At 65.5% G+C, this 23,668-nt stretch carries 22 protein-coding genes; 15 read left to right on the forward strand and 7 right to left on the reverse strand.

Annotated elements, in window-relative coordinates:
• Positions 1-143: 143 nt before the first annotated feature.
• Positions 144-1,622, forward strand: a complete 1,479-nt coding sequence (locus tag shn_RS19245; protein ID WP_064331852.1) for a M48 family metalloprotease — start codon at positions 144-146, stop codon at positions 1,620-1,622.
• A gap of 235 nt (positions 1,623-1,857) precedes the next feature.
• On the opposite strand, the gene shn_RS19250 is transcribed toward shn_RS19245, so the two are convergent.
• The 3 genes from shn_RS19250 to shn_RS19260 form a co-directional block, all read right to left on the reverse strand.
• The gene (locus shn_RS19250; RefSeq protein WP_064331853.1) at positions 1,858-2,601 is read right to left on the reverse strand and encodes a Bax inhibitor-1/YccA family protein; all 744 of its coding nucleotides are present in this window, start codon (positions 2,599-2,601) and stop codon (positions 1,858-1,860) included.
• Between the two features lie 178 nt (positions 2,602-2,779).
• Positions 2,780-5,332, reverse strand: coding sequence for an ABC transporter permease (locus shn_RS19255; RefSeq protein WP_064331854.1), 2,553 nt, complete (start codon positions 5,330-5,332; stop codon positions 2,780-2,782).
• Positions 5,329-6,045: an ABC transporter ATP-binding protein gene (locus shn_RS19260; RefSeq protein WP_064331855.1), complete on the reverse strand. Its 717-nt coding sequence runs from the start codon at positions 6,043-6,045 to the stop codon at positions 5,329-5,331. Before shn_RS19260 ends, shn_RS19255 begins: the two co-directional genes overlap by 4 nt.
• 59 nt (positions 6,046-6,104) lie before the next feature.
• Here shn_RS19260 and shn_RS19265 point away from each other — a divergent pair, with 59 nt between their 5' ends.
• Entirely contained in the window at positions 6,105-6,749 is a 645-nt protein-coding gene (locus tag shn_RS19265) for an arylesterase (RefSeq protein ID WP_064331856.1), read from the forward strand.
• Between the two features lie 82 nt (positions 6,750-6,831).
• Positions 6,832-7,413: an RNA 2',3'-cyclic phosphodiesterase gene (gene thpR, locus shn_RS19270; protein ID WP_064331857.1), complete on the forward strand. Its 582-nt coding sequence runs from the start codon at positions 6,832-6,834 to the stop codon at positions 7,411-7,413.
• Between the two features lie 37 nt (positions 7,414-7,450).
• Here thpR and shn_RS19275 read toward each other — a convergent pair whose 3' ends face one another.
• A complete protein-coding gene (locus shn_RS19275; RefSeq protein ID WP_064331858.1) occupies positions 7,451-8,089 on the reverse strand; it encodes a glutathione S-transferase family protein in 639 nt (212 codons plus the stop codon).
• A 396-nt stretch (positions 8,090-8,485) separates the two neighbouring features.
• Between shn_RS19275 and shn_RS19280 the strand changes: the two genes are divergently transcribed.
• The 8 genes from shn_RS19280 to ispG all read left to right on the forward strand — a co-directional run bounded on the left by shn_RS19280 (position 8,486) and on the right by ispG (position 18,101).
• Positions 8,486-11,515: a helicase-related protein gene (locus tag shn_RS19280; protein WP_064331859.1), complete on the forward strand. Its 3,030-nt coding sequence runs from the start codon at positions 8,486-8,488 to the stop codon at positions 11,513-11,515.
• Positions 11,516-11,519: 4 nt separating this feature from the next.
• Positions 11,520-11,939, forward strand: coding sequence for an RNA-binding S4 domain-containing protein (locus shn_RS19285; RefSeq protein ID WP_064331860.1), 420 nt, complete (start codon positions 11,520-11,522; stop codon positions 11,937-11,939).
• 192 nt (positions 11,940-12,131) lie between these two features.
• Positions 12,132-12,470, forward strand: coding sequence for a ferredoxin FdxA (gene fdxA, locus shn_RS19290; RefSeq protein ID WP_064332703.1), 339 nt, complete (start codon positions 12,132-12,134; stop codon positions 12,468-12,470).
• A gap of 369 nt (positions 12,471-12,839) precedes the next feature.
• The gene (locus tag shn_RS19295) at positions 12,840-13,409 is read left to right on the forward strand and encodes a CarD family transcriptional regulator (RefSeq protein WP_064331861.1); all 570 of its coding nucleotides are present in this window, start codon (positions 12,840-12,842) and stop codon (positions 13,407-13,409) included.
• 262 nt (positions 13,410-13,671) lie between these two features.
• On the forward strand, positions 13,672-14,532 hold the full coding sequence (locus shn_RS19300) for an RNA polymerase factor sigma-32 (RefSeq protein ID WP_064331862.1): 861 nt from the start codon (positions 13,672-13,674) through the stop codon (positions 14,530-14,532).
• A 177-nt stretch (positions 14,533-14,709) separates the two neighbouring features.
• Positions 14,710-15,483 (forward strand): DeoR/GlpR family DNA-binding transcription regulator, encoded by a 774-nt coding sequence (locus shn_RS19305; protein WP_145925965.1) that lies wholly within the window; start codon positions 14,710-14,712, stop codon positions 15,481-15,483.
• 33 nt (positions 15,484-15,516) lie between these two features.
• The gene (locus shn_RS19310) at positions 15,517-16,710 is read left to right on the forward strand and encodes an MFS transporter (protein ID WP_084438174.1); all 1,194 of its coding nucleotides are present in this window, start codon (positions 15,517-15,519) and stop codon (positions 16,708-16,710) included.
• 137 nt (positions 16,711-16,847) lie between these two features.
• Positions 16,848-18,101, forward strand: a complete 1,254-nt coding sequence (gene ispG / locus shn_RS19315; RefSeq protein WP_064331863.1) for a flavodoxin-dependent (E)-4-hydroxy-3-methylbut-2-enyl-diphosphate synthase — start codon at positions 16,848-16,850, stop codon at positions 18,099-18,101.
• Positions 18,102-18,171: 70 nt separating this feature from the next.
• On the opposite strand, the gene hisC is transcribed toward ispG, so the two are convergent.
• Positions 18,172-19,227 (reverse strand): histidinol-phosphate transaminase, encoded by a 1,056-nt coding sequence (gene hisC / locus shn_RS19320; protein ID WP_064331864.1) that lies wholly within the window; start codon positions 19,225-19,227, stop codon positions 18,172-18,174.
• Positions 19,228-19,231: 4 nt separating this feature from the next.
• A complete protein-coding gene (locus shn_RS19325) occupies positions 19,232-20,149 on the reverse strand; it encodes a polyprenyl synthetase family protein (RefSeq protein ID WP_064331865.1) in 918 nt (305 codons plus the stop codon).
• A gap of 135 nt (positions 20,150-20,284) precedes the next feature.
• Here shn_RS19325 and mtgA point away from each other — a divergent pair, with 135 nt between their 5' ends.
• The 4 genes from mtgA to shn_RS19345 all read left to right on the forward strand — a co-directional run bounded on the left by mtgA (position 20,285) and on the right by shn_RS19345 (position 22,779).
• Positions 20,285-21,040, forward strand: coding sequence for a monofunctional biosynthetic peptidoglycan transglycosylase (gene mtgA / locus shn_RS19330; protein ID WP_371328573.1), 756 nt, complete (start codon positions 20,285-20,287; stop codon positions 21,038-21,040).
• Positions 21,041-21,116: 76 nt separating this feature from the next.
• Positions 21,117-21,764 (forward strand): glutathione S-transferase family protein, encoded by a 648-nt coding sequence (locus shn_RS19335; RefSeq protein WP_064331867.1) that lies wholly within the window; start codon positions 21,117-21,119, stop codon positions 21,762-21,764.
• A 147-nt stretch (positions 21,765-21,911) separates the two neighbouring features.
• Positions 21,912-22,097, forward strand: coding sequence for a 50S ribosomal protein L32 (gene rpmF, locus shn_RS19340; RefSeq protein ID WP_064331868.1), 186 nt, complete (start codon positions 21,912-21,914; stop codon positions 22,095-22,097).
• 274 nt (positions 22,098-22,371) lie between these two features.
• Positions 22,372-22,779, forward strand: a complete 408-nt coding sequence (locus shn_RS19345) for a hypothetical protein (protein WP_064331869.1) — start codon at positions 22,372-22,374, stop codon at positions 22,777-22,779.
• Positions 22,780-22,810: 31 nt separating this feature from the next.
• On the opposite strand, the gene phaR is transcribed toward shn_RS19345, so the two are convergent.
• Positions 22,811-23,389, reverse strand: coding sequence for a polyhydroxyalkanoate synthesis repressor PhaR (gene phaR / locus shn_RS19350; RefSeq protein WP_064331870.1), 579 nt, complete (start codon positions 23,387-23,389; stop codon positions 22,811-22,813).
• Between the last annotated feature and the right edge of the window lie 279 nt (positions 23,390-23,668).

The following is a 23,668-nucleotide window of genomic DNA, read 5'->3' on the forward strand; positions in this document are numbered from 1 at the left end:
CCCCCTGTGTCACCGGAGCCACAAGGGAAGCGTTTGTCGAATCGGGAGTTGCCGGCCAGGTATGGTGCGTCTATCTCATCCATTCGAGGACCCGGTTCGGGCTGTGGGCAAGAGATATGGCGAGAGCATCGCAGGAAGCTGCAATGGTATGCGGACGCGGGGTTTTGAAGCCCCTTGCGGCGTTGATGCTTGCCGGCACGCTTCTGTCAGGCTGCCAGTCGATCATCGAGCAGACCTATGAGCCGACGATCTCGCCCTCGTCCAATCCGCAGATTGTCGAAGAGGTGCAGAAGAACGACCCGCGCGCCCAGATGGGCGCCCGCGAGCACCCGCGCATCGTCGCGAGCTACGGCGGCGAATACAAGGACGCCAAGACCGAGCGGCTGGTCGCCCGCATTGCCGGCGCGCTGACGCTCGTTTCGGAAAACCCGAACCAGTCCTACCGCATCACCATCCTGAATTCCCCCGCGATCAACGCCTTCGCACTGCCGGGTGGCTATCTCTACGTGACCCGCGGCCTGCTGGCACTCGCCAACGACGCCTCGGAGGTCGCCGCCGTGCTCTCGCACGAAATGGCGCACGTCACCGCCAACCACGGCATCGAGCGACAGAAGAAGGAAGAGGCCGAGGTCATCGCCAGCCGCGTCGTGGCCGAGGTGCTTTCCAGCAACATCGCCGGCAAGCAGGCCCTGGCGCGCGGAAAGCTGCGCCTTGCCGCCTTCTCGCGCAACCAGGAACTCCAGGCGGACGTCATTGGCGTGCGCATGCTGGGCGAGGCGGGCTACGACCCCTATGCCGCCGCCCGCTTCCTCGATTCCATGGCGGCCTATGCCCGCTTCACCGCGGTCGATCCCGATTCCGACCAGAGCCTCGACTTCCTGTCGAGCCACCCGAACGCGCCGCAGCGCGTGGAGCTGGCGCGCCTGCATGCCCGGGCCTTCGGGGCGGAAGGCTCGATCGGCGACCGCGGCCGCGATTACTATCTCGCCGGCATCGATGGCCTGCTCTACGGCGATGCGCCGGAAGAAGGCTATGTGCGCGGCCAGACCTTCCTGCACGGCAAGCTCGGCATCCGCTTCGACGTGCCGGCCGGCTTCCAGATCGACAACAAGGCCGATGCGGTGCTGGCGACGGGTCCCGGGGATGTCGCGATCCGCTTCGACGGTGTCGCCGACAGCCGCAAGCAGAACCTCGTCAACTACATTTCGAGCGGCTGGGTGACCGGGCTCAAGCCGGAGACGATCCAGCCTATCACGATCAACGGGCTGGAGGCGGCGACGGCCAAGGCGGCGGCCGACCGCTGGGAATTCGACGTCACGGTCGTGCGCATCGACAACCAGATCTACCGCTTCCTGACGGCGGTTCCGGTGGGCTCGACTGCGCTGGAGCCGACCGCCGCGATCCTCAGGACCTCGTTCCGCAAGCTGACGCCGCCCGAAGTCGCCTCGCTGAAGCCGCTGCGCGTGCGCGTCGTCACGGCGCGGGCAGGCGACACCGTCGCCTCGCTGGCAGGGCGGATGATGGGCACGGACCGCAAGCTCGACCTCTTCCGCCTGATCAACGCGATGACGGCGGCAAGCACCGTCCGCCCGGGCGAAAAGTTCAAGATCATCAGCGAATAGGCATCTTGCCAAACAAAAACCCCGCCGGAAACGGCGGGGTTTTTGTTTGTTGGCGAACCTCGCCTCACCCCCGACGTCATCCTCGGCCTTGAGCCGAGGATCCACCGGCGTGCCCAAAGCGTCGGGTCAAGCCCGACCATCACGGAGGAGAAGTTTGGCGGACTGTCTCTCTTCGAAGTGAGACCCCGCCGTCTCCGGCGGGGTTCTTTCATTCAACCCTTCATCCGGCTTGGCGTTACTCGCGGTTGCCGAGGAAGCGCAGCAGGAACAGGAAGAGGTTGATGAAGTCGAGGTAGAGCGTCAGCGCGCCCATGATGGCCTTGCGGCCGGCAACGGCGACCTCGTCGGCTTCAAAATACATTTCCTTGATCTTCTGCGTGTCCCAGGCCGTCAGGCCCGCGAAGACCAGGACGCCGATCGCGGAGATCGCGAAGTCGAGCGCGGAGGACTGCAGGAACAGGTTGACGAGCGAGGCGATGATCAGGCCGAACAGGCCCATGATCAGGAACGAGCCGATCGCGGAGAGGTCCCGCTTCGTCGTGTAGCCGAACAGCGACAGCGCGCCGAAGGCGGCGGCGGAGACGAAGAAGGTCTGCGCGATGCTGGCGCCGGTATAGATCAGGAAGATCGACGACAGCGACAGGCCCATCAGGCCGGCATAGACCCAGAAGGTCGCCTGCGCGGCCGAAACGCTCATCTTGTGGATGCGGAAGCTCAGGAAGAAGACCAGCGCCAGCGGGGCGAGCATCACGACCCACTTCAGCGGGCTCACATAGATCGCGTAACCGAAGCTCGTGAGCTGGCCACCGGCAAAGGCGGCCTGCGAGGCGAAATACGCCACGACCCCGGTGATCGCGAGGCCCAGGGCCATCAGGTTGTAGACCCGGAGCATATAGGCGCGCAGGCCCTCGTCGATGACGGCACCGGCCTGAGCGCCGGCATGGGCCGTTCGGGTCTGGTAGTTGCGAAGATCAGCCATGTTTTCCTCTCGTAAAGCCCCCTGTGGTGACGGTGTCGGGTTCCCGTTTATTCGCCGATGGTCGGCACGGAATCCGGGCATCCGCTGCGGGGCTCCAGCTTGCCTGCGTTCAATATGCGCATGAATTGTGTCTCGTACAAGACCCGCGGCCCCTACGGGGCCCCGGATCCTGCCGGTCTCAAAGCTCGCGCAGCACGGGCGCGGCCTTCTGCCCCAGGATGCGCCAGGTGCCGGCAAGGCCGATGCCGACGGTCATGACGAGCGCCGTGACGACCGTCATGACGGCGACGTCCGGCAGGAAGCTCGACGGGAGCGTCATGATGCGGCTCACCACGAACCAGGCCGCCACCCCGCCGGCGAAGAGCGCGAAGACCGCCGTCGCCAACCCCAGCATGAGATATTCGTAGCTGAAGGCGCGGATCAGCGTGGCGCGCGTCGCACCCAGCGTCTTGAGGACCACGGCATCGTGCACGCGCGCCCGGTTGCCGGCGGCGAGCGCCCCGGCGAGCACGAGGATCGAGGCGATGAGCGCGACGGCCGCGGCGGCGCGAATGGCGGTGGCGAGCTGGCCGACCAGTTCGTTCACCACGTCGAGCGCATCCTTGACGCGCACGCTGGTGATCGTCGGGAAGGCATTGGTGACGGCCTTCAAGGTCGCCGCCTCCTGCCCGGCCGTCGCCTGCGGGTCGATCACCGTCGCCAGCCACGCATGCGGCGCGCCGGCAAAGGTGTTCGGCGAGAAGACCATGACGAAGTTGATCGACAGCGATTCCCATTCGACATTGCGGAAATTGGCGATGCGCGCCGTGATGTTGCGGCCGAGCACGTTGACCGTCACGCTGTCGCCGATCTTGAGGCCGAGTTCGCGGCCCTCCTCTGCAGCGAAGGAGACGAGCGGCTCGCCGGAATAATCCTCCGGCCACCATTCGCCTTCGGCAAGCGTGGAGTTTTCCGGCGTGCGCTTGGCATAGGTGATGCCGCGGTCGCCGCGCAGCACCCATTGCCCCTCCGGCGGCACCTTGACCTTCGAGACCTCGACGCCGTTCAGCTCCATGACGCGGCCGCGCAGCATGGGCACCTCGATGATCTTGCCGTCGGGCATGTTCGCCTGCAGCACGGTGCGGAACCCGTCGAGCTCGCTGCCCTGGATATCGACGAAGAAGAAGTTCGGCGCGCGCTCCGGCAGGTTGCCGGTGAGCTCCCGGCGCAGATTGCCGTCGATCAGCGTCAACGTGACGAGAAGCGCAAGGCCGAGGCCGAGCGACAGCACGACAGAGGAGGTCAGCGCGCCCGGCCGGTGGATATTGCCGACCGCCAGCCGCAAGGCCGGCGAATTGACGCGCGGGCTGCGTTTCGCGAGCGCGGTGATCAGCATGGCGACGGCGCGCAGCACGACGAAGGCGAAGGCGATCGCCCCGAGGAAGACGACGGCGATGTAGCGGTCATAGGCCGTGGCGATGGCAAGCCCGGCGAGCGCCGCAAGAAGCAGCGCCGCGCCCGCGACATAGGGCCAGCTCGGCAGGCGTCCTGCCTCGAAACCCTGCTCGCGGAAGAGCGCCGTCGCCGGCACCTCGCGGGCATGGCCGAGCGGCATGATGGCGAAGGCCAGCGCCGTCAAGAGGCCGAAGACGGCGGCGAGCAGCAGGGCCGCGGGATAGATCGTCGCCTCCGCCGGCACCGGCAGCACGCCGTCGAGGAAGCCCATCGCCACCATGGGCATCAGCGCGCCCGCCACGAGGCCGATCAGGATGCCGACCACGGCGATCAGCACAATCTGCGCAAGATAGACCAGCGCCACCAGCGAGGCCGGCGCGCCGAGGCACTTGAAGGTGGCGATGACGGAGCGCTTGGAATCGAGATAGGCGCGCACCGCATTGGCAACGCCGACGCCGCCGACGATCAGCGCCGTCAGGCCGACCAGCGTCAGGAACTGCGAGAAGCGCGTGATGTTGTTGGTGAGCGAAGGCGCCGCGCTGTTGGAGGTGCGGATCGACCAGCCGGCCTGCGGGAAGGCTTTCGTGGCGTCCGCCCGCACCCTGGACAGCGACATGCCGGCATCGGCAAGCCGGATGCGGTAGGCGTTCTCCACGAGGCTGCCGGTCTGCACGAGACCGCTCGCCTGCATGGCCTCTTCCGAGATCATCAGCCGCGGCGCGAAGCCGAACCCTTCCGAAACCGCGTCCGGCTCGCGCACCAGCGTCGCCGTCACCTTCAGCCTGGCCGTGCCGAGCAGGATCTCGTCGCCGACGGCGATGCCGAGACGGTCGAGCAGCAGCGGCGCGACGACCGCGCCGAAGGCCTCGCCGTCCCTGGCGAAGAGGGTCGCGGACGGTTGCTGGGAGCTGGTTTCCAGCGTGCCGTAGAGCGGATAGGCGCCGTCGACGCCTTTCGCCTCGACCAGCGTCTGGTCGGACCCGTCGGGCAGGCGCGCCATGGAGCGCAGGCTGGAGGAGAGGGAAACATCGCCCAGCCCCTGGAAGTGCTTCAGCTCTTCCGGGGTCGCGAAGCGGTTGTTGAATTCGAAGCGCACGTCGCCCGCAAGCAGGGTCTGCCCCTGCGAGGCGATCGCCTGGGTGATGGCGCTCGACACCGAATTGACACCCGCGATCGCCGCCGTTCCGAGCGCGATGCAGGCGAGGAAGATGTAGAACCCCTTGAGGCCGCCGCGCATTTCGCGCAGCGCCAGGCGAAGCGCCAGCGGAAACTGTCTGAGGACCGTGCCGATCCTCATGCCGGCACCGCCTCGGCCAGCGTCGCCTTGATCGGCGCCGCGCCGGAAACGATCTCGCCGGAGCGCATGGCAACCTGCCGGCTGCACCGGGCGGCGAGCGCGGGATCATGCGTCACCAGCACCAGCGTCATGCCGCGCTCGGCCTGCTTGGCGAAGAGAAGATCGGCGATCTGCCGGCCGGTCTCGGTGTCGAGGTTGCCGGTCGGCTCGTCGGCGATCAGCAGTTTCGGCGAGGGCGCGAGCGCCCGGGCGATCGCCACGCGCTGCTGCTCGCCGCCCGAGAGCTGGCCGGGATAGTGCGACAGGCGCTCGCCGAGGCCGACCGCCGTCAGTTCCCGCCGGGCGATCTCGAAGGCGTCCCGCACATTGGCGAGCTCCAGCGGCACAGCGACGTTTTCCAGCGCCGTCATGTTGGGAATGAGGTGGAAGGACTGGAAGACGATGCCGATATTGCGGCCGCGGAAATCGGCCACCTGGTCCTCGGTCATGCCGTGCAGGCCCGCGCCGTCGATATGGATCTCGCCGCTGTCCAGCCGTTCGAGCCCGGCCAGCACCATCAGGAGCGTCGACTTGCCGGAGCCGGACGGGCCGACGATGCCGACCGATTCGCCCCCCTCGATCGAAAGGTCGATCCCCTTCAGCACATGAACGGAGGCGGCCGCCCGGCCGAGGGTGAGATCGGCTTTTTTGAGATCGATGATGGTTTTGGCCAAGGAATTCTGCCCTATATGTCTTGAAGCAACTGGAATGCCAGCAATCTAGGATCAGCAACATGTCGTTTAAAGCGGCGCTTGGATTTTTCGCCTCACTTGCAATCACAGCTTTGTTATCCGTGAATGCCGCCCGGGCGGAGCCCGTGAAGCTCGTCGGCTTCGGCGACAGCCTGATGGCCGGCTACCAGCTACCCGCGACGGACGCCTTTCCGGTGAAGCTGGAGAAGGCGCTGCGCGAAAAGGGCTACGAGGTCGAGATCGCCAATGCCGGCGTTTCCGGCGACACGAGCTCCGGCGGCCTTGCCCGGCTCGACTGGTCGATCCCCGAGGGCACGCAAGGCGTGATTCTGGAACTCGGCGCCAACGACGCGCTGCGCGGCATTCCGCCGGAACAGACGGAGAAGAACCTCGACGCCATGCTGACGCGCCTCAAGGAGCGCGGCATCGCGGTGCTGCTTGCCGGCATGCTGGCCCCGCCGAACATGGGCCCCGACTACGGCGAGCGCTTCAACAGCATCTACCGGCGCATGGCGGAAAAGCACGGCGCCGCGCTCTATCCGTTCTTCCTCGACGGGGTCGTCACCAAGGCGAACCTGCAGCTCGACGACGGCATGCATCCGAATTCCGAGGGGGTTGACGTGATGGTCGCGACGATGCTTCCGGCCGCCGAAGCGTTCATCAAATCGATACCGGCGAAGGAGTAGTTTTCGCGGGTGCGAAATAAGGGTTGCGCAAAAATCCATTGCGTGATTCGCTGACAGTACATTCCAGCAGGGAGAAGTCGCCATGCCGAGACTTTTCGTCGCCCTCGAAGTGCCGCGCAATGCTGCCATGAGCCTCTCCTTGCTGAGAGGCGGACTTCCCGGAGCCCGCTGGATCGATGTCGAGAACTTCCACATTACCTTGCGTTTCATCGGCGATATCGACGGCCGCACCGCCGACGAGGTGGTCGACAAGCTCGACCGCATCGAGCGCCCGGAATTCCAGCTCGCCCTGTCGGGCCTAGGCTCCTTCGGCTCGAAGAAGCCGCATTCCGTCTTCGCCGGCGTGACGCAGGCGCCGGAAATGTACGCCCTCCAGGGCGAAATCGAGCGCATCTGCCAGCGCCTGGGCCTTCCCGCCGATCCGCGAAAGTTCACGCCCCACGTCACGCTCGCCCGCCTGCGCAACGCCCGCATCGAGGACGTCGCCCACTACCTTTCCGGTCGCGGCAATTTCCACACCGCCCCCTTCACGGTGAACCGCTTCGTGCTGATGTCCTCGAAGGAATCCGTCGGCGGCGGGCCATACCTCACGGAAGAGGTTTTCCCGCTTTACGAGTCCGGCGGCGGCTGGGACGGCGCGGACCTGCGCGACCATCCGGTTTGACCGGCGATACGGCGCACATCTCCAGGAGAGGACCGCCCTAACCGGGCAGCGGCGGCAAATCGGGTGCGTTCAGGCCCTGAAAGGGATCGCGCCACGCATCCATCTTTTCGAGCCGCTCGTTCCAGCGTTCTATCGCGGGATATTCGGCGAGCGGCAGCCGGGCGGCGTCGTTGAACGGCAGAAACGTCGCCATGCGGAAATCCGCAAAGGAAACCGCATCGCCGACGAGCCATGCGCGGTTTGCCAGTTCGCTCTCCAGCATGGCGGCGGCCTTGTGAAACTGCTGCAGTCCCTCTTCAACCATCCGCTCGTCGCAGGGCCCGAAGCCGTAACGCTGTTTCGTGCCGCGCTCCCAATGCACGATGTCGCATGCCTTGACGAAGTTTTCCTTCGCCCAGCTGATCCAGCGGATCATGTCCGGTTCCTCGTCGTCCGTCCGCCAGAAGTTCGAACCGGCGCTGCGCGAGAGCCAGCAGACGATGGCATCGCTCTCCCACAACGTCCGGCCGGGCAGCTCCAGAATTGGCAACAGCAGGTTCGGATTGAGTGAAATGTAACGCTCCGCCTGGCCCGGAGCGCGGGGAGCGGCGAACTCGAATTCGACGTCAGCGTCCAAGAATCGGGCCGCAGCGACCGTCAGGCGAGGGTTGGGATTACGGCTGAAATGGATCTTCATCTGGTTTGTCTCCGCTTGTCACCCCTCAAGGACGAACGAAGCGGTCACGGTCCGACACGGGAAGATGGAATCATGGCCGCTCGCGACTTCGCTTCGCGCCGGTCGGCCCATCAGGGCGCAGCCGCATCGCGCTTAATCCTTGATGCGATTCGGTATTTCGTGGCGCCGCAGCCAACCCCGCCAGTCCATTGTGGTGAACAAACCCTGAATCATCCCATGTCAGCGATTCGTCTCCGATTTGTTCGCAGACTGTTCCAGGCACCGTTCAATGCTGGAGAAAAGCGGCGCTTTTCGCCTTGCCCCTTGCCATTGTCCGCCTCGATGGGCATCTGTTGCCTGCCGGATGCGTCCGGCGAGAGTTGAAACCTGCCGGGGCGTGACTTGTCGCAAGCACCCATGATCTTGAGCGGCCGCGGGGTCACCGCGGTGCTCGGCCCGACCAATACGGGCAAGACCCACTACGCAATCGAACGCATGGTGGCACATGAGACGGGCATCATCGGCCTGCCTCTGCGCCTCTTGGCGCGCGAGGTCTATACGCGCCTCGTCGACAGGGTCGGCCAGCACAATGTGGCGCTCGTCACCGGCGAGGAGAAGATCACGCCGCACATGGCGCGCTATTCGGTCTGCACGGTGGAGGCGATGCCGCGCGAGACGCGCGCCTCCTTCGTCGCGATCGACGAGGTGCAGCTTGCCGGCGATCTCGAACGCGGCCACATTTTCACCGACCGGGTGCTGCATCTGCGCGGCCGCGACGAGACGCTGCTGCTCGGCGCCGCCACCATGAAGCCGATCCTCGAACAGTTGCTGCCGGGCCTCAACGTCGTGGAGCGCCCGCGGCTTTCCCAGCTCTTCTATTCCGGCTCCAAGAAGATCACCCGCCTGCCCCAGCGCACGGCCATCGTCGCCTTCTCGGCCGACGAGGTCTATGCGATCGCCGAACTGATCCGCCGCCAGCGCGGCGGGGCGGCGGTGGTGCTCGGCGCACTTAGCCCCCGCACCCGCAACGCCCAGGTCGCGCTCTACCAGGAGGGCGACGTCGAATATCTCGTCGCGACCGATGCGATCGGCATGGGCCTCAACCTCGACGTCGACCATGTCACCTTCGCCCAGGACCGCAAGTTCGACGGCTACCAGTTCCGCAACCTCAATCCCGCCGAGCTCGCCCAGATCGCCGGCCGCGCCGGCCGGCACCTGCGCGACGGCACCTTCGGCGTGACGGGCCGCGTCGATCCCTTCGACGACGAGCTGGTCAAGCGCATCGAGACGCACCAGTTCGACCCGGTGCGCGTCCTGCAATGGCGCACGCCCCGCTTCGACTATTCGTCTCTTGCGAACCTGCGCAAGTCGCTCGATGCGCCGCCGCCGATAGGCGGGCTGACGCGGGCGCTGCCGGCCGTCGACCAGCAGGCGCTGGAGCACCTGTCACGCTACCCCGACGTCCGTGATCTCGCGACGACGCCGGAACGTGTCGAAAAGCTCTGGGAGGCCTGCGCGCTTCCAGACTACCGCCGCATCACCCCCGCCCAGCACGCCGACCTCATCTCGACGCTCTATGCGGATCTCATAAAACGCGGCACAGTTAACGAAGACTTCATGGCCGACCAGGTGCGCCGCGCCGATAGAACCGATGGCGAGATCGACACGCTTTCGGCACGAATCGCACAGATAAGGACATGGACCTATGTGTCGAATCGGCCCGGATGGCTTGCCGATCCGACACACTGGCAGGAAAAGACGCGGGAAATCGAAGACCGATTGTCCGATGCGCTACATGAACGGTTGACGAAACGCTTTGTTGATCGCAGGACATCTGTGCTCATGAAGCGCCTGAGAGAGAATGCGATGCTGGAAGCTGAAATCAGTGTGAATGGCGATGTCTTCGTAGAGGGACATCATGTCGGGCAGTTGGCCGGTTTCCGGTTTACGCTGGCCTCCGGAACGGAAGGTCCCGATGCGAAGGCCGTGCAAGCGGCTGCGCAGAAGGCGCTCGCGCTGGAGTTCGAAGCCCGCGCCGCACGCCTGCACGCCGCCGGCAACAGCGATCTCGCGCTCGGCTCCGACGGCACCGTGCGCTGGCTCGGCGATCCCGTCGCGCGCCTGGCGGCAAGCGACCACGTCATGCGCCCGCGCGTCATCCTGCTCTCCGACGAGCAGCTGACCGGCAATGCGCGCGACCACGTCGCCGCCCGCATCGAGCGTTTCGTGAACCATCACATCGCGACCGTGCTGAAGCCGCTCGACGACCTTTCGCGCGCCGAAGACCTGCAGGGCCTCGCCAAGGGCCTCGCCTTCCAGCTCGTCGAAAACCTCGGCGTGCTCTTCCGCCGCGACGTGGCGGAGGACGTGAAGTCGCTCGACCAGGAAGCCCGCGCCTCGATCCGCAAGCACGGCATCCGCTTCGGCGCCTACCACATCTTCATGCCCGCGCTCCTGAAGCCGGCCCCGGCCGAGCTCATCACCCTGCTCTGGGCGCTGAAGAACGACGGCCTCGACAAGCCGGGCTACGGCGACCTCATCCCGGTGCTCGCCGCCGGCCGCACCTCCGTCGTCACCGATCCGAGCTTCGAGCGCGCCTTCTACAAGCTCGCCGGCTTCCGCTTCCTCGGCAAGCGGGCCGTGCGCATCGACATCCTGGAGCGCCTTGCCGACCTCATCCGCCCGCTGCTGCAGTGGAAGCCGGGCACGCCGCGCCCCGAGGGCGCCTATGACGGCCGCCGCTTCATGGCGACGACCGCCATGCTCTCCATCCTCGGCGCGACGCCGGACGACATGGAAGAGATCCTCAAGGGCCTCGGCTACCGCGCCGACAGCGTGAAGGCCGAGGAAGTCGCCGCCCATCTCGCCGCGCAGGCCCCGGCTCCGGCCGATGCCGCCGCCGCAGCGCCGGCCGAAGCAAATACGGAAGCGTCCGACGAACACGACGCCGATGCGGCGGAGGGCGAAGGCGAAGCCCCGGCTGCCGCCGTCGAGGCATCGGTTGCCCCCGTCGAAGCCCCGGCCGCCGAGACCGTCGAAGATCCGGTACCGGCAGAAGCCGCTGCAGAAGGCGAACCGGTCGAAGCCAAGCCCGTGCTGCTCTGGCGCCCGGGCTCGCGCCACGACAACCAGCGCCAGGGCCACCGCCAAGGCGGTGAGCGTCAGGGACAGGGCGAGCGTCGCGGCGGTGATCGCCATCGCGGCCAGCCGGCCGGCGAACGCGGCGAGCGGCGTGACGGCGGCCGCGGCCGGCCCGACCAGGCCAAGGGCCGCGACGGAAAGCCGCAGGGCGGCAATCGCCCGGATCGGAATGAGCATCGCCCCGATCGCGGCGGCAAGCCGCAGCAGGCGAAATTCGAAGCCCGGCCGCCCCGCAAGGAAAAGCCGATCGACCCGGATTCCCCCTTCGCCAAGCTCGCAGCGCTCAAGGAGCAGATGAAGAAGTAGGCCGATGGCACGCGACGAGGAACAGCCGGCAGGTCAGGCGCGACAGCGCATCGACAAATGGCTGTTCTTCGCGCGGCTGCGCAAGTCCCGCTCGCTGGCGGCGAAATCCGTGGAAACGGGCGATGTCAGCGTCAACGGCCAGAACATCCGCCAGCCCTCGCACATGGTGCGTCCCGGCGATGTCGTGGTGCTCTCGCTTGACCGGCACGACATGGTGGTGAAGGTGCTGCAGCCGGGCGAACGCCGCGGGCCCTACGAGGAGGCCCGGCTTCTCTACAGCGACATGACGCCGCCCCCACCGCCGCGCGAGGAGCGCTCGCTCTTCGAGCAGGCGACGCGCGAACGCGGCGCCGGCCGGCCCACCAAGCGGGAACGCCGCGAAACCGACCGCCTGCACGGTTTTCCCGGCGACGACGAGGATTAGAATTCTATACCTCGCATGCGCCCGGCAGCGCATGTATTACGCTTGCAAACCGCCCGCAAAGCCTTTACCTCAGCCTCCGGACGGCCCTTTACGCGCGCGGTCTCTCATGTCCGGCAAGCCGATCGCGTGACGGATACTGCGGTGACGGATGGTCTCGTCCGCACCCGCCTTATGACGATTCTGGAGTTCCTCATGACGTATGTCGTGACCGACAACTGCATTCGCTGCAAGTACACGGACTGCGTGGAAGTGTGCCCCGTCGACTGTTTCTACGAGGGTGAGAATTTCCTGGTCATCCACCCCGACGAATGCATCGACTGCGGTGTCTGCGAACCGGAATGTCCCGCCGAGGCGATCAAGCCGGATACCGAGCCGGGGCTCGACAAGTGGCTGCAGATCAACACGGAATTCGCCGCCATCTGGCCGAACATCACGGTCAAGCGCGATGCGATGCCGGAAGCGAAGGAAATGGACGGCGTGGAAGGCAAGTACGAGAAGTACTTCTCTCCCAATCCGGGCCAGGGCGATTGATCGCCGCATAGCGCGGCAAGCGAAGCTGGGGAAAAAAGCATGCTCCCGTCAAAAGGCGATGGGACAGGCTTGATGACCCATGCGAAGCAAATTATTGATTTCGGCACTTTTTTGTGGTAGGGTCCCGATACTGATCCACATCGCGGCATTTTGCGTGCCCGAACACCACCACGAAAGCAAACGATCCCTCGACGCCGCTCACCTCCCATAGGCAGCTCCGGTTGCTCAAATGTGAACGCGTCGCCGGGGACCTTTTTGCGCATGGCGGACGGACCAGAGTGGTGACACCGCAACGGTGCCCCCCGTCTTTCCCGGGTCCCCGGACCCACCCGGCCATGCCGGGAGCGTAACAGGGAGTATTTGAACAGAATGACGACCCAGCAGAAGAAATCTTCCACGCGCCAGGGCTTCAAGACCGGTGAATCGATCGTCTATCCCGCTCACGGCGTTGGCCAGATCGTGGCCATCGAGGAGCAGGAAGTCGCCGGCATGAAGCTTGAGCTTTTTGTCATCGATTTCGAAAAGGACAAGATGCGTCTCAAGGTGCCGGTTGCCAAGGCCGTTTCGATCGGCATGCGCAAACTGTCGGAGACCGATTTCGTCGACCGCGCGCTGAAGGTTGTCCAGGGCAAGGCACGCGTGAAGCGCACCATGTGGTCGCGCCGCGCGCAGGAATACGATGCCAAGATCAATTCGGGCGACCTGATCTCGATCGCCGAAGTGGTCCGTGACCTCTACCGCGCGGAAAACCAGCCGGAACAGTCCTATTCCGAGCGCCAGCTTTATGAAGCCGCGCTCGACCGCATGGCCCGTGAAATCGCCGCCGTCAACAAGATGTCGGAAACCGAGGCCGTCCGCCTCGTCGAAACGAACCTCGCCAAGGGTCCGAAGCGTGGCAAGTCCATCGAAGAGGACGACTCGCAGGACGAAGCGGCCTGATCTAGGGCGGCACGCTCGATTTTAAAGCCCGGCTGGCAACAGCCGGGTTTTTTTATGGGAACTTTTCCGGTCGTCGGCCGTTGCTCACGCGAGGACGACCGGCTTCGGGCGCCCGGCGGTGTGGCTTGCCCACTTTATTTTCTCGAAAACCGTTTTCGAGTGATCCGTTGGTCTTTCCGAAACGTCATCGTCAAGCAGGGCGCAAGGCCAGGAGCAGGAATGGGCCTGCTTGCGCCGGTTCGGTTAACGTGGAGAGACCCCCATGGCTACGACGACCGCAGACCGCCGCATGATCAAGCTCGCAATGTCCGCGCCCTATCTCGAACGGGACGAGGAACAGGCGCTGGCCCAGGCCTGGAAGAACAACAAGGATCAGGAAGCCCGCAACCGCATCGCCATGGCCCATATGCGCCTGGTGGTCTCGATGGCCGGGAAGTTCAGGAACTTCGGCCTGCCCCTCGGCGATCTCGTACAGGAAGGCTATATCGGGCTCTTGGAAGCCGCTGCCCGCTTCGAGCCGGAACGGCAGGTGCGCTTTTCCACCTATGCCAGCTGGTGGATCCGCGCCTCGATCCAGGACTATGTGCTGCGCAACTGGTCGATCGTGCGCGGCGGCACCAGTTCGGCGCAGAAGGCGCTCTTCTTCAACCTGCGGCGCCTGCGCGCGCGCCTCGCCCGCGGCGACACATACCTCACCGCCGAGGCGATGCACCAGGAGATCGCGGCCGCGCTCGGTGTCAGCACCGCCGACGTGCGCACCATGGATGCCCGCCTTTCCTCCTCCGACGTCTCGCTCCAGGCGCCGATCTCCTCCGCCGAGGGGGAGGGCTCGAACCGGCTCGACTTTCTCACCAGCGATGCCCCCCTTCCCGACGAGCAGGCGGAAGGCAGCATCGACGGTGAACGCCGCCATCACTGGCTGCATGCCGCGCTCGGCCAGCTCAACGAGCGCGAGATGAAGATTATCCGCGCCCGGCGGCTGGCGGAGAACGGCGCGACGCTCGAGGAACTCGGCGCCGTGCTCGGCATTTCCAAGGAGCGCGTGCGCCAGATCGAGAACCGGGCGCTGGAAAAACTGCGCGCCGTGCTGGTCAGCAAGACCACGGATTTCGCCTACGCCTGATACGCCTGACGGTGGAGCAGCCCGCAGGGGCCTGGTTTCAACCCGGGCCTCTTCATCGGCGTCGTGCTAAAAAACCTTACCGTTTCGTCCGGCAATCAAACGTGATGATCCCCGTTCATTGACGTTTCTGCCGATTCATGCGCATTGCTACGCAATCATGCATGATTGGATTCGGCAATGTCGGGACAGGACCTTCTTCTGCTTGACGAACGGCAAGACCTGATCCGCGCGCGGCTCGACCTTTCGGGGCGGGTGATCGCGGCGGAGCTGGCGCAGGAACTCGGCGTATCGGAAGACACGATCCGGCGGGACCTGCGTGAAATGGCGGCCTCCGGCCTCTGCCGCCGGGTCTATGGCGGGGCTCTCCGCATGACGCACGCCTCCACCACGATGAACGAGCGCATGGCGATTGCCGGCGAACGCAAGGCGGCGCTCGCCCGCGCGGCCGCCGGTCTCATCCCCGCCGGCGCCACCGTCTTCCTCGATGCCGGCAGCACCAATGTCGCGCTCGCCCGCGCCTTGCCGGCAGGCGCCGGCCTTACCGTCGCCACCAACGGGCCGGCCATTGCCGCGGCGCTTCTCGAACGCGACATCGCGACGATCCAGCTCGGCGGACTGATCGATGCCCGCTCGGGCGCGGCGATCGGCGCCAAGGCGATGCGCGACGCCGAGGCCCTGCGGCCGGACATCCTGGTGCTCGGCGTCTGCGGCATCGATCCGGAGGCCGGCGTCACCGCCGACACGTTCGAGGAGGCGGAATTCAAGCGCTTCGTCGCCTCGCGCAGCCGGACGGTGATCGTCATCGTCACCAACGACAAGCTTTTCACCGCAGCCCCCTATTCCGTCATCCCCTTGCCGCGCGTGGCCAGCGCCGTGATCGAGGCGGATGCGGGCGAGAGCGAAGCCGCCCTGCTCGCAGCCACCGGCATCGACATCCTGCGGGCCGGATAGGCGCCCCTCCCAGCATCCCGAAACGGACCTCCCATGACGACGCCCGAAAATGCCATCAAAGGCACCACTTTCGCGAAAACCGCCTTTCCACCGACGCGGCTTGCCGTCTCCGGCCTTTTCCTGCTGAACGGCATCTTCGCCGGCGCCTGGGCACCGAAGATCCCGGAATTCGCCAGCCGCCTGTCGCTCTCCGAATCCGGGCTCGGCCTGATGATCATGTGCTTCGGCATCGGCTCGCTCGTGCTGATGCCGATCGCCGGCATCCTGATCGCCCATTACGGCACGACGCGCACGGTCAAGGGCGCCGCGATCCTCTTCCTGTCCACCCTGATCCTGCTCTCCCTCGCCCCGACCGTTCCGCTGGGCGCCTTCGCCATCTTCCTCTTCGGCGGCCTGATGGGCGCGATGGACGTCGCCATGAACGGCAATGCCGTCGAGGTCGAAAAATCCATGCGGCGCGCGATCATGTCGTCCTGCCACGCCTTCTGGAGCCTCGGCGCCTTCCTCGGCGCCACGACCGGCGGTTTCCTCATCGAAGCCCTTGGCGTGATGGGCCATGCGGTGCTGCTCACCGGGCTCGGCGCCGTTGCGCTCGGCCTTGCCTGGCCCTTCGTGCTGCACGATGCGCCGCACCCCAGCGAGAAGCGCCAGAAGGTGCGCCTGCCGACGACGCTGCTGCCCTGGCTGATCGGCCTCATGGCGCTGTTCTCCATGGTGCCGGAAGGCGCGATCCTCGACTGGGGCGCGCTCTACATGCGCGACGAACTCGGCGCCTCGCTGGCGGTTTCCGGCTTCGCCTTCGGCGCCTTCTCGCTCACCATGGCCACCATGCGCTTTGCCGGCGACCATGTACGCGACCGCTTCGGCGCGGTGAGGACGCTGCGGTTCTGCACCGTCATGGCGATGATCGGCATGGTGATCTCGGGCATCGCGCCGAATGCCTATGTAGCGGTCCTCGGTTTCGCCATCTGCGGCATCGGCATTTCCAACATGGTGCCGATCGCCTTTTCCGCCGCCGGCAACCTGCCCGGCTTCGCTCAAGGGGTCGCGCTCTCCGTCGCGACGGTCATGGGCTATTCCGGCTCCCTTTTCGCCCCCTCCGTCATCGGCTTCATCGCCGAGCATACGGGCTTTTCCATCATCTTCGCCCTGCTGCCGGTGCTTTTCATCGTCGTGCTGCTGCTCTCGCACCATGCCGTGCATGCGGATGTGCGGGAACGCCCCTGAACGCGGGACGGGCGGCGATCAAATCGTCGCGCGTTCCCGTCCCGGCGGTTGACAAGCCCGGTTTCCTGATCCACCTGAGGGCAAAGGCTGCGCGAGCGATGCCGTGCGCGGCCGGTTTTCGAGCAAGAGGCTCCAGAATGTCCTTCTCCTTCGACTTTGAACCGAAGCCGCGACGCCGGTCCGTCGGCGTCGATGTCGGCGGCGTGCTCGTCGGCGGCGGTGCGCCGGTCGTCGTGCAGTCGATGACCAATACGGATACGGCCGATATCGACGGGACGGTGGCGCAGGTCGCCGCCCTCCACCGCGCCGGCTCGGAGATCGTGCGCATCACGGTCGACCGCGACGAGAGCGCGGCGGCGGTGCCGAAGATCCGCGAACGCCTCTTGCGCCTCGGCATGGACGTGCCGCTCGTCGGCGACTTCCACTATATCGGCCACAAGCTGCTCGCCGACCATCCGGCTTGCGCCGAGGCGCTGGCGAAATACCGCATCAATCCCGGCAATGTCGGCTTCAAGGACAAGAAGGACAGGCAGTTCGCCGCCATCGTCGAAACGGCGATCCGCCATGACAAGCCGGTGCGCATCGGCGTCAACTGGGGCTCGCTCGACCAGGAGCTCCTGACCCGGCTGATGGACGAGAACCAGGACAAGGGCTTTCCGCTGACCGCCCAGCAGGTGATGCGCGAGGCGATCTGCCAGTCGGCGCTGCTGTCCGCCGAGCTTGCCGAGGAGATCGGCCTGCCGCGCGACCACATCATCCTCTCGGCGAAGGTCTCCAACGTACAGGACCTCATCGCCGTCTATGCGATGCTCTCGGCGCGCTCCGACCATGCGCTGCATCTTGGCCTGACGGAAGCCGGCATGGGCACGAAGGGCGTCGTCGCCTCCTCCGCCTCGCTCGGCATCCTCATGCAGCAGGGCATCGGCGACACGATCCGCATCTCGCTGACCCCCGAGCCCGGCGGCGACCGAACCCGCGAGGTGCAGGTGGCGCAGGAACTGCTGCAGGTCATGGGCTTCCGCCAGTTCATCCCCGTCGTCGCCGCCTGTCCGGGCTGCGGTCGCACCACCTCCACGGTCTTCCAGGAACTCGCCCAGAAGATCCAGGACGACATCCGCAAGAACATGCCGGTCTGGCGGGAAAAATATCCGGGCGTCGAGGGGCTGAAGGTCGCGGTCATGGGCTGCATCGTCAACGGCCCGGGCGAAAGCAAGCATGCCGATATCGGCATCTCGCTGCCCGGCACCGGCGAACTGCCGATCGCTCCCGTCTATGTCGACGGCAAGAAGGCCATGACGCTGCGCGGCACCAACATCGCCGGCGAATTCGAGACGCTCGTCAACGACTATATCGAGAAGCGCTACGGCCAGGGCCAGGCGGCCGCCGAGTAGGGGCGGCCCTGGAGGGTTTGTCATTTCCACATGGAAACCGGGATCCGCTTTCCTGGAAATGCTCCAAACCTCAGACGATCTCCTCGACAGCGGCGATCAGCCGGTCGCATTCCTCGGGCGTGCCGATGGTGATGCGCAGGAAATCGGAGATGCGCGGCTTGGCGAAATGGCGCACCAGCACGGCGCGCTCGCGCAGACCCTTCGCCAGCGCCTCGCCGCTCACGGCCGGATGACGGGCGAAGACGAAGTTCGCCTGCGAGGGCAGCACCTCGAAGCCGCGCTGGCGGAGCGCCCCGGTGACGCGTTCGCGCGTCTCGATGACCTTGTCCCGCGTCTCGTCGAACCATTCGCGATCATCGATGGCGGCCGCGGCGCCGGCCTGCGCGATGCGGTCGAGCGGATAGGAATTGAAGCTGTCCTTCACGCGCTCCAGCGCATCGATCAGCGGGCGCTGGCCGATGGCATAGCCGACGCGCAGGCCCGCCAGCGAGCGGGACTTCGACAGTGTGTGGACGACGAGCAGGTTGTCGTATTTCCTGGTCAGCGGGATCGCGCTTTCACCGCCGAAGTCGATATAGGCCTCGTCGACCACCACCGGCTGGTCCGGGTGCCCGGCAACCAGCGCCTCGATGGCGGCAAGCGGCAGGCCGATGCCGGTGGGGGCGTTCGGGTTCGGCAGGATGATGGCGCCGCAGGGCCGATCGTAGTCAGCAAGATCGATGGTGAAGTCGTCCTTCAGCGCAATCTCCTCCGACTGAATGCCGAAGAGCCGGCAGTAAGTCGGGTAGAAGCTGTAGGTGATGTCGGGATAGACGAGCGGCTTGTCGTGCTTGAGGAGCGCGACGAAGGCGTGCGCCAGCACCTCGTCCGAACCGTTTCCGACAAAGACCTCGTCCGCGTCCACCCCATGGAAACGGGCGATCGACTGGCGCAGCGCCAGCGCGCTCGGATCCGGATAGAGCTTCAGGCTGTCGGCGATAGCGGCCTGCATGGCGGCGATCGCCTTCGGTGACGGGCCGTAGGGGTTTTCGTTGGTGTTGAGCTTGATGAGGTTTTGAATGCGCGGCTGTTCGCCGGCAACATAGGGCTTGAGCGTGGCGACGATGGGCGACCAGAATTTGCTCATGGCGTCAGTTCCTGCGATTGGCGATGAAATGGGCGGTTTCGATCAGGATGCCGGCCCGCTGGCCGAACGGCGCAAGAAGCGCCTCGGCCTCCGCAACGAGTTCGCGCAGGCGGTTCTCCGCCCAGGCCTGGCCGCGCCGGGCGACCAGCGTCGCCTTGCCGCGATCGGCATCCTTGCCGGTCGCCTTGCCCATGGTCGCGGCATCGGCGGTGAGGTCGAGCAGGTCGTCGGCGATCTGGAAGGCAAGGCCCACCGTTTCGCCATAGCGGCGCAGCGTCAGCCGGTCCCCCGCCGAGGCGCCCGCAACGATCGCGCCGGCCTCGCAGGCAAAGCGCAGCAGCGCGCCGGTCTTCATCTTCTGCAGCGTCACGATGCCCGCCTCGTCCGGCGCATCGGTCTCGGCCGCAAGGTCGAGCGCCTGGCCGCCGGCCATGCCGCCGATGCCGGCGGCGCGGGCGAGCGCCAGCACCAGCGCCGTCTTGGTGCCATCGGGCAGGCGCGTTTCGGGCGCCGCGACGATGTCGAAGGCGAGCGTCAGCAGGCTGTCGCCGGCAAGGATCGCTGCCGCCTCGTCGAAGGCGATGTGCACGGTCGGCTGGCCACGGCGCAGGTCATCGTCGTCCATGGCCGGCAGGTCGTCATGCACGAGCGAATAGCAGTGGATGCATTCGAGCGCGGCGCCGACGCGCAGCGCCGCCGTGCGCTCCACGCCCGGAAAGAGCGCGGCGGATTCGATGACGAGGAAGGGCCGCAGCCGCTTGCCGCCGTTGAGCACGCCGTGGCGCATGGCGGCGAGCAGCCGTTCGGGGCGGGCGATCTCGTCCGCCGCGACGCTGCCGGACAGCAGCATTGCCAGCAGCGCCTCCACCGCCTCGGCATTGCCCTTCAGCAGGGACTGGAATTCCTGGTAACGTTCGCTCATGGCCGCTCTTTGGCATGGGCTCCGGGCCGAAGCAACGGCCATGCCCGGGCTGCTTCAAAGAATCGCGCCGCAGACTGGTTTTTGGCGAGCCGTGACGGTATGAAGGCGCAACGACGGAAGGACGGACGCCGGCTCTTGGACATCGTACCGGAAACACGCGCAGATACGGTCAACACGGAGACAGAAGCCGGTGAGAAGGACGGTTGGATGAGCCGGCTTCGCCGGAACTGGCGACGCCTCGTGCTGGTGGTCCTGGCCATCGTCGCGCTGCCCTATGTGCTGATCCTGCTCTACACGATCGAATTCGTGCGCCCGGTTTCCACGCTGATGCTGCGCGATCTCGCGCTCCTGCGCGGCTACGATCGGCAATGGGTGGCGTTCGACGATATCTCGCCCAACCTGGTGCAGGCGGTGATGATGTCCGAGGACGGTCAGTTCTGCCGCCATGCCGGTGTCGACTGGGGCGAGATGCGCGCCGTCGTCAACGAGGCGCTGGCCGGCGAGCAGACGCGCGGCGCCAGCACGATCCCGATGCAGACGGCCAAGAACCTCTTCCTCTGGAACGGCCGCTCCTTCGTGCGCAAGGCAATGGAACTGCCGCTCGCCGTCGCGGCGGATTTCGTGTGGAGCAAGCGGCGGCTGATGGAGATCTACCTCAACATCGCCGAATGGGGCCCCGGCATCTACGGCATCGAGGCGGCGGCGCAGCATCATTTCAAGGTGCCGGCCGCCAAGCTCTCGCGCCGGCAGGCCGCCCTTCTCGCCGTCTCGCTGCCGAATCCCTACGAGCGCAATGCCGGAAAGCCGGGCCGCGGCCTGCAGCGCCTCGCCCACCTCATCGAGCGGCGCGCCAGCCGCTCAGGCGAATATATCAAGTGCCTTTATGAGTGAGTTCAGGCCTTTTCATTGGTGCCGGCCCCGGTGAAGACCTAGGGTCTCCGCCATGTCAAAAGCGCGCGGGAGCACCATGTCGGACCTCATCCTCTATGTCGGCAACAAGAACTATTCCTCCTGGTCCTTCCGGCCCTGGATCGCCATGGCGGCGGCCGGCGTGCCGTTCACCGACAAGGTCATCCCCTTCGACTTTCCCGCCGGCAACCCGGAATTCATCAAGATCTCGCCGACGGGGAAGGTGCCGGTGCTGCACCATGGCGCGGTGCGGGTGTGGGAATCGCTCGCGATCATCGAATATGTCGCCGAGCTCTTTCCCGATGCCGGCATCTGGCCGAAGGACGGCGCGGCACGGGCCGAGGCGCGGGCGATCTCGATGGAGATGCTCTCCGGCTTCCGGGCGCTGCGCAACGCCTGCCCGATGAACATCCGCCGCAAGCCGGGCGAAATCGACCTGCCGGACGGCGTGACGGATGACGTCGCCCGCATCGAGACGATCTGGAAGACGGCGCTCGCGCGCTCCGGCGGACCGTTCCTGTTCGGCGCCTTTTGCGCCGCCGATGCGATGTATGCGCCTGTTGTCAACCGGTTCGAGGCCTATTGCCTGACACGCGACGAAACCGTCCTGGCCTATATGGCGCGCATGAAGGCGCATCCGGCCTGGCGGACGTGGCAGACGGCGGCGCTGGCCGAGCCGTGGATCGTGCCCGAAGACGAGGTCTGACCGGCGGAATCGAAAAAAACCGTCCGGGGACTGGTCAAGCGGGATTTTGCTGTGTATAAGCCGGCCCAATTTCCGAGATAAAGACATGTCCCTGTCGCCCATCCGGTGGCCCGTGGATGTGTTTGCCCGATAAGTGGAGTTAGTGAAATGGCTGTACCGAAAAGAAAAACGAGCCCGTCCAAGCGCGGTATGCGCCGTTCCGCAGACGCTCTGAAGGGTTCGACCTACATCGAAGACAAGAACTCGGGCGAACTGCGCCGTCCGCACCATATCGACCTGAAGACCGGCATGTACCGCGGTCGCCAGGTTCTGACGCCGAAGGAAAACGCGTAAGCGTTTTCGGCATCAGCAGAGATCAGGGGCCGGCTTGCCGGCCCTTTTCTTTTGGGCCATCCGCCCCCGGAATGCCTGGCCGCCGCCGCGACGACATTTTCTTGTGCCGATTCTTGGGCTAAGAGGGCCATGAGGCCGCTCGTGCGACGATGATCGTTAGGGTATTTCCGCTTTTCTTCGAATCGCGAAAACGCCCTATCTGTTTGTTTTACGCAGTTCCGGGCGCAGGACCGCTTCGCACTTTTGCTGGAATTGCCCTAGGAGACCGCCGCCCATGCTTCTGGCCATACCGCTGCTGATCATCCCGTTCGCCCTCTACAACCTCGCCATGACCGGCCTTTTCGGGGACGGCGGCGTCGCCGTGCTCGACAGCGAGGTGATGGCAGTCAACATGCTGTCCGGCACGACCTGGACCATGGCCTTCGGCGACCTCCTCATCCTGATCGCGCTCGTGCTGCTCTTCGTGGAGATCCTGAAGGCCACGCGCCCAGGCTCGCGCGCACTGCTCGATCACATGCTCTCCATGGTGCTGTTCGTGGTGTTTCTCGTCGAGTTCCTGCTGGTGCAGGGCGCGGCGACGCAGATCTTCTTCATCCTGATGACGATCACCTTCATCGATGTCATCGCAGGTTTTGCCGTGTCGATCCGCACGGCGAGCCGGGATCTTTCGATCGGGCTGTGACGGGCGCGGGCCTGCCCGCGCCGGCCCGTTTTCAGCTGAGGTTGTCGAGCTTCGTCTGCAGCGCGCGTAGCTGTTCCTTCAGTTCGTCGAGATCCTTGGCCTCGGCCTTGCGCGTCTCCTTCGGCGGCGCGGCATTGGCGAAGGGTGAGAACATCTTCATCGCCTGCTGGAACAGTTCCGTGTTGCGCCGCGTCGTCTCCTCGATCAGCGCCATCGGCACCTGCAGGTTCTTGCCGAGCGGCGTGTCGCCGAAGGTCTTGTTGATCTGCTCGCGCATCTGCGACTGCTGCTCGGTGAAGGCCTGCATGGAGTGCTCGAGATAGCTCGGCACCACCATCTGCATCTGGTCGCCATAATAGGAGATGAGCTGGCGGAGGAACGAGATGGGCAAAAGCGTGTTGCCGGTCTTCGATTCCTGCTCGAAAATGATCTGCGTCAGCACCGAATGGGTGATGTCCTCGCCGGATTTGGCATCCTGCACGGTGAAATCCTCGCCCTTCTTCACCATGACCGCGAGATCGTCCAGCGTCACATAGGTGCTCGTGCCCGTGTTGTAGAGCCGCCGGTTCGCATATTTCTTGATGACGATCTGACCGTCGTTCCTGGCCATTAGGGTCTCCTCATCCCCGTATTTCCATTTCTTTTTTGGTCCCGGCGAGTATCGGCAAAAAGACGCGCGCTGACAATCGAATTGTGCGATGCGGCGAGCAATGCTGCGCAACATGGTTTTTCATGCTGCATGCCGCTTCCATGAAATTTTAGCGGCACCGGATATCCCGTTTGACTCTCCCCCTCCGCTTTGCCAGTTTTGATTTCGGGAGAACCGCCAAGCTCGCGCCGTTCGCGCGCCGGGCCTGGTTCCAAGGCCGACCGCAAGGTCGTCAGAACT

It is taken from the genome of Shinella sp. HZN7, assembly GCF_001652565.1.
Lineage (GTDB): Bacteria > Pseudomonadota > Alphaproteobacteria > Rhizobiales > Rhizobiaceae > Shinella > Shinella granuli.